This window comes from Streptomyces sp. NPDC000151, assembly GCF_040301705.1.
Classification (GTDB): Bacteria; Actinomycetota; Actinomycetes; order Streptomycetales; family Streptomycetaceae; genus Streptomyces.
In genome coordinates this window covers 1-4953 of record NZ_JBEPFC010000258.1, presented here as the reverse complement: position 1 = coordinate 4953, position 4953 = coordinate 1, and the positions used below count along the sequence as shown (strand labels likewise).

3 protein-coding genes are annotated in these 4953 nt (G+C 72.2%); all 3 read right to left on the bottom strand.

Annotation, left to right across the window (positions count from 1 at the left end):
• Nucleotides 1–139: 139 nt before the first annotated feature.
• Nucleotides 140–1303: a ParA family protein gene (locus tag ABT381_RS35035; RefSeq protein WP_351601922.1), complete on the bottom strand. Its 1164-nt coding sequence runs from the start codon at nt 1301–1303 to the stop codon at nt 140–142.
• A 354-nt stretch (nt 1304–1657) separates the two neighbouring features.
• Nucleotides 1658–2773: an alanine dehydrogenase gene (gene ald / locus ABT381_RS35030; RefSeq protein WP_351601925.1), complete on the bottom strand. Its 1116-nt coding sequence runs from the start codon at nt 2771–2773 to the stop codon at nt 1658–1660.
• A 167-nt stretch (nt 2774–2940) separates the two neighbouring features.
• Nucleotides 2941–4953: tetratricopeptide repeat protein (locus tag ABT381_RS35025; protein WP_351601919.1), on the bottom strand; the 2013-nt coding region annotated here is incomplete at its 5' end.

The window sequence follows — 4953 nt, the reverse complement described above, 5'->3', positions numbered from 1 at the left end:
GGGTCGGCCTCGCCGCCCGGCGCGGGCACCCGGGGTGCCTCGCCGTTCGCGGGAGTGCCGTTCGCCGGCCTGCGGGGCGCGGAGGACTGCAGCGCCGTCCCCCCGGTGGTGCGGAACAGTTCGTCGGCGCCGGGCAGACTCACTCGGCGTGACACCGGGCGAGCACCTCCCTGGCGAGCTGTCGGTAGGCGGCGGCACCCACGGAGTTGGAGGCGTACGTGGTGATCGGCTCGCCCGCGACCGTGGTCTCGGGGAACCGCACCGTACGGCCGATCACGGTGTGGTAGACGTGCTCGTCGAACGCCTCCACGACGCGCGCGAGGACCTCGCGGCTGTGCACGGTGCGCGAGTCGTACATCGTGGCGAGGATGCCGTCCAGCTCCAGGTCGGGGTTGAGCCGCTCCTGGACCTTCTCGATCGTCTCGGTCAGCAGCGCCACACCGCGCAGCGCGAAGAACTCGCACTCCAGCGGGACGATGACCTTGTGAGCCGCCGTCAGGGCGTTGACCGTGAGCAGGCCGAGCGAGGGCTGGCAGTCGATCACGATGTAGTCGTAGTCCGACATCAGCGGCTTCAGGGCGCGCTGCAGGGTCGACTCGCGCGCGACCTCGCTGACGAGCTGTACCTCGGCGGCTGACAAATCGATATTGCTGGGCAGCAGGTCCATGTTCGGGACCGCCGTCTTCAGCAGGACCTCGTCGGCCGCCATACCCCGCTCCATGAGCAGGTTGTAGACCGTCAGGTCGAGCTCCATCGGATTGACTCCGAGGCCGACCGAGAGCGCGCCCTGCGGGTCGAAGTCGACCAGCAGTACGCGGCGGCCGTACTCGGCGAGCGCGGCACCCAGGTTGATGGTCGAGGTCGTCTTGCCGACCCCGCCCTTCTGGTTGCACATCGCGATGATCTTCGCCGGGCCGTGCTCGGAGAGCGGCCCGGGGATCGGGAAGTAGGGAAGGGGGCGACCGGTCGGGCCGATGCGCTCGCGGCGCTGGCGCGCGGCGTCCGGCGCGAGCGTCGCCGCGTACTCCGGGTCCGGCTCGTACTCCGCGTCCGGATCGTAGAAGTGCCCCTCGGGCAGGTCGTCGTAGTCGGCGAAGCGGGCCGGGTGTGTGCCGCCCTGGTCGCCGGCCGTGGCGTTCACTTGATGGCCGTCCATGCTCTGGTGGGCTGTCGTCGTCATGCTCTTCCGGGCTGCGAAGGTGTGGACAGCGACGGAGCCGACAGCCTCGTGCCCCGAGGGACCCTGGCCCCGTGCAACCGCTCCTGGTCGACCACCTCCGGGAGTAAATGTCGACTCATTCACAAGTCGTCTTACCTCCTTGGATGTGACCAGGAAACTTATCGATAGGTCAGCGTGACACCATGCCGACGGTTGGCGACTCTATGGCGTGTCGGGCGTCCGCAGCAACACAATCCACCGGACCCGGCACGATGTGTCGGCAATGGAACACCCCGATGTCAAGGGCGCGCGGCGCACATCCGTGAGGTTTCGGGGGTGCGCGAAAGGGGCGAAGAGCGACGTTCGTTACGAGTTGCGGAGGGCTCGCCGGAGGCCTGCCGCGGGCGGTCGCGGAAAAGTGTCGCAAACGCGACCGGCCGGGCCTGAAAGTCTCAAGGCCCGGCCGTGCGCGTGGTGTTGACGCGCCGTGTTGACGAATCAGCCCAGCAGGGTGCTCAGCTCGACGGACTCCAGACCGTGCGCCTCGGCGACCTCGGCGTAGACGACCTTGCCGTCATGCGTGTTGAGGCCCTTGGCCAGCGCGGCGTCCCGGCGCAGCGCCTCGACCCAGCCGCGGTTGGCCAGCTCGACGATGTAGGGCAGCGTCGCGTTGGTGAGCGCGTGGGTGGAGGTGTTCGGCACCGCGCCCGGCATGTTGGCGACGCAGTAGAAGACCGAGTTGTGCACCTGGAAGGTCGGCTCGGCGTGGGTGGTCGGCTTCGAGTCCTCGAAGCAGCCGCCCTGGTCGATCGCGATGTCGACAAGGACACTTCCGGGCTTCATCTTGGCGACGAGCTCGTTGGTGACCAGCTTCGGGGCCTTGGCGCCCGGGATGAGGACCGCGCCGACGACGAGGTCGGCCTCGATGACGGCCTTCTCCAGCTCGAAGGCGTTGGAGACGACGGTCTGCACCTTGGTGCCGAAGATCTTGTCGGCCTCGCGCAGCTTGTTGATGTCCTTGTCGAGCAGCGTGACGTGGAAGCCGAGGCCCACGGCGATCTGCACGGCGTTCCAGCCGGAGACGCCGCCGCCGATGACGACCGCCTTGCCCGCGTGGACGCCGGGGACGCCGCCGGGCAGCACGCCGCGGCCGCCGGCCTGGCGCATCAGGTGGTACGCGCCGACCTGCGGGGCGATGCGGCCCGCGACCTCGGACATCGGGGCGAGCAGCGGCAGCTGCCGGTTCGCGGTCTCGACGGTCTCGTACGCGATCGCGGTGGTGCCGGACTCGACCAGCGCGTCCGTGCACTCGCGGGAGGCGGCGAGGTGCAGGTAGGTGAAGAGCGTCTGGTCCTTGCGGAGGCGGTGGTACTCCTCGGCGATGGGCTCCTTGACCTTCAGCAGCAGGTCGGCGGTGGCCCAGACCTCGTCGGCGGTGTCGAGGATGTTGGCGCCGGCGCCGACGTACTCCTCGTTCGTGATCGAGGAGCCGAGACCGGCGTCCTTCTCGACGAAGACCTGGTGGCCGTTGCGGACGAGCTCGTGGACACCAGCAGGCGTGATGGCCACGCGGAACTCGTTGTTCTTGACCTCGCGGGGGATGCCGACCTTCACGTCGATCACGGTCCTTGAATGAGTGCTTGCAGAGAAATATCCGCTCATACAGACGCATGACGGATGTGACCGCGAGAACCGCGGCTCTGCCAGTCTATTGAAGGAGCTCTTGTTGTCTAGCCTTGCAAAGCAATTACTTTCGCGGGAACCGCCACCGATTTCGTAGGTCAGGCCGGGTGATCTGCCAAGACTCGCTCTCCCAGGCCCCGGTGCAGCCTTGCTGCCGCCGGGTCGCCGAGCCGTTCGAAGGTGTCCGCAATCCGCAGCTGGAGCGCCGCTTCCAGCCGCCCGTCGGCCGCCTTCCTGGCCAGTTCCAGGGCTTCGAAGCAGGTGCGCAGCGCCTGCTCGGGCCGCCCCGCGTACTCCTGGACCCGCGCCGTCTCCCCCATCGCCCGCGCCAGCCCCACCGGGTCACCGGCCCTGCGGTACGCACCGTGCGCGGCCCGCCACTCCCGGAGCGCCTCGGCCCAGCGCCCCGCGTACGTGTGCACCGCGCCCAGCCGCCCGTGCAGCCGGGCCGCCTCGGCCGTGTCGCCGCGGGAGAGCCGCAGCTCCAGCGCCCGCCCGTACCAGTCGGCGGCCCGCTGCCAGTCGCCCAGCTCGGCGTACGTGCCGCCCAGCGACTCCAGCGCGCGCCCGGTCGCGACCGCGTCCTTGACCGCGCGCGCCGACTCCAGCGCGCCCCGGTACCGGGCGAGCGCGTTCTCGGCGCGGCCCGCCTCGGCGTCCAGGTCGCCGAGGTTCAGCAGCGCGGCGGCCTTCTCCCGGGCCAGGCCGCGCCGCTCGGCGACCTCCAGGACCAGGCCGTGCAGCCCGTACAGGTCGGGAGCCGCCGCCTCGGGCGCCTCGTGCGCGAGCAGTGCCCGTACCAGCGCGGCCATCAGCCGCCGGTCCAGCGTGTCCAGCTCGCCGTCCGCGACGGCGATCCGGGCGGAGTCCAGCAGGGCAGGGCGGCGGCTGCGCAGCCAGGCCGCGGCCTCGGGGACGGACCCGAAGCGCAGCGACCGCGGCAGCCCGGAGGTCCGTTCGCGGGCCGGGGATCCCGCGGGCTCCCCCATCGCCCGGCAGGACTGCAGCTGCCGTACGGTCCGCTCCAGCATCCGGGCCCGGGAGAGCTGGATCTCCGGCGGGCGCTCGTGGGCCTTGAGGTGGTGGCGCAGCAGCGGCACCAGGCAGTTCGGTACGCGGTACTGCGCCGGCAGCCCGGCCAGCGGGTCGGTGCCGCCCGACACCGGCTCCGCCGCCGGCTCCACCGGCCGCAGCAGCCCCCTGGCGGCGAAGTCGCGCAGGGTGGATTCGGCGGCCACCACCGAGCAGCCGGCCAGCGCGGACGCGGTGTGCGCGTCGACGAGGCCGGCCGGGGCGAGCGAGAGGAGCCGCAGTATCCGGGCGGCCGGCAGCGGCAGCGATTCGTACGCCAGCCGGAAGGCGCGGGCCAGCGTGCGCGGGACGGGCGCGCTCTCCTCCTCGCCGGGCGGCAGCAGGAACAGCGTCCGCAGCAGGTCGGACAGCGAGGACTTGGGGTGCGCGGCGAGCCAGCCGCCGGCCAGGACGAGGGCGGCGGGCTGGCCGCCGCAGTCCTGGACGACCTGTTCGGCGGTGCGCGGGTCGACGGTGATGCGGGTCTGGCCCGCGTACCGGGTCAGGATCTCCACGCCGGCCGCGGTGTCCAGGCCGCCGAGCGTGCAGGGCCGTACGTCCGTGATTCCGGTCAGCGGCCCCTCGGAGACGGCGAGGACCAGGCAGTCGGGGGCGTCCGGGAGCAGCGGCTCGACCTGCTCGGCGCCGGCCGCGTCGTCCAGCAGGAGCAGGGCGCGCCGGTCGGCCAGCGCGGCGCGCAGCGCCTCGGTCAGCTCGTCCTCCGCCGCGCCGGCGGGGACCCGCTCGCCGAGCTGGGTGAGCAGGTCGCGGGCGACGTCGGCGGTGGGCAGGGGCCGGCCGTCGGCGGTGCTCAGCCAGGACCGCAGCACGCCGTCCGGGTAGTCGCCGGCCAGCTGCCGGGCCAGTTCGGCGGCGAGGGCGCTGCGGCCCGAGCCGGGCCGCCCGGCGATCAGCAGCACCCGGCTGCGGGCGCCCTTGCGGCCGGAGAGGGTGTCGAGCCCCGCGCGTTCGATGTCGGTGCGCAGGGCGGCCAGTTCGCGGCGGCGGCCGGCGAAGGCGGCGGGGGCCGGCGGGGCGGT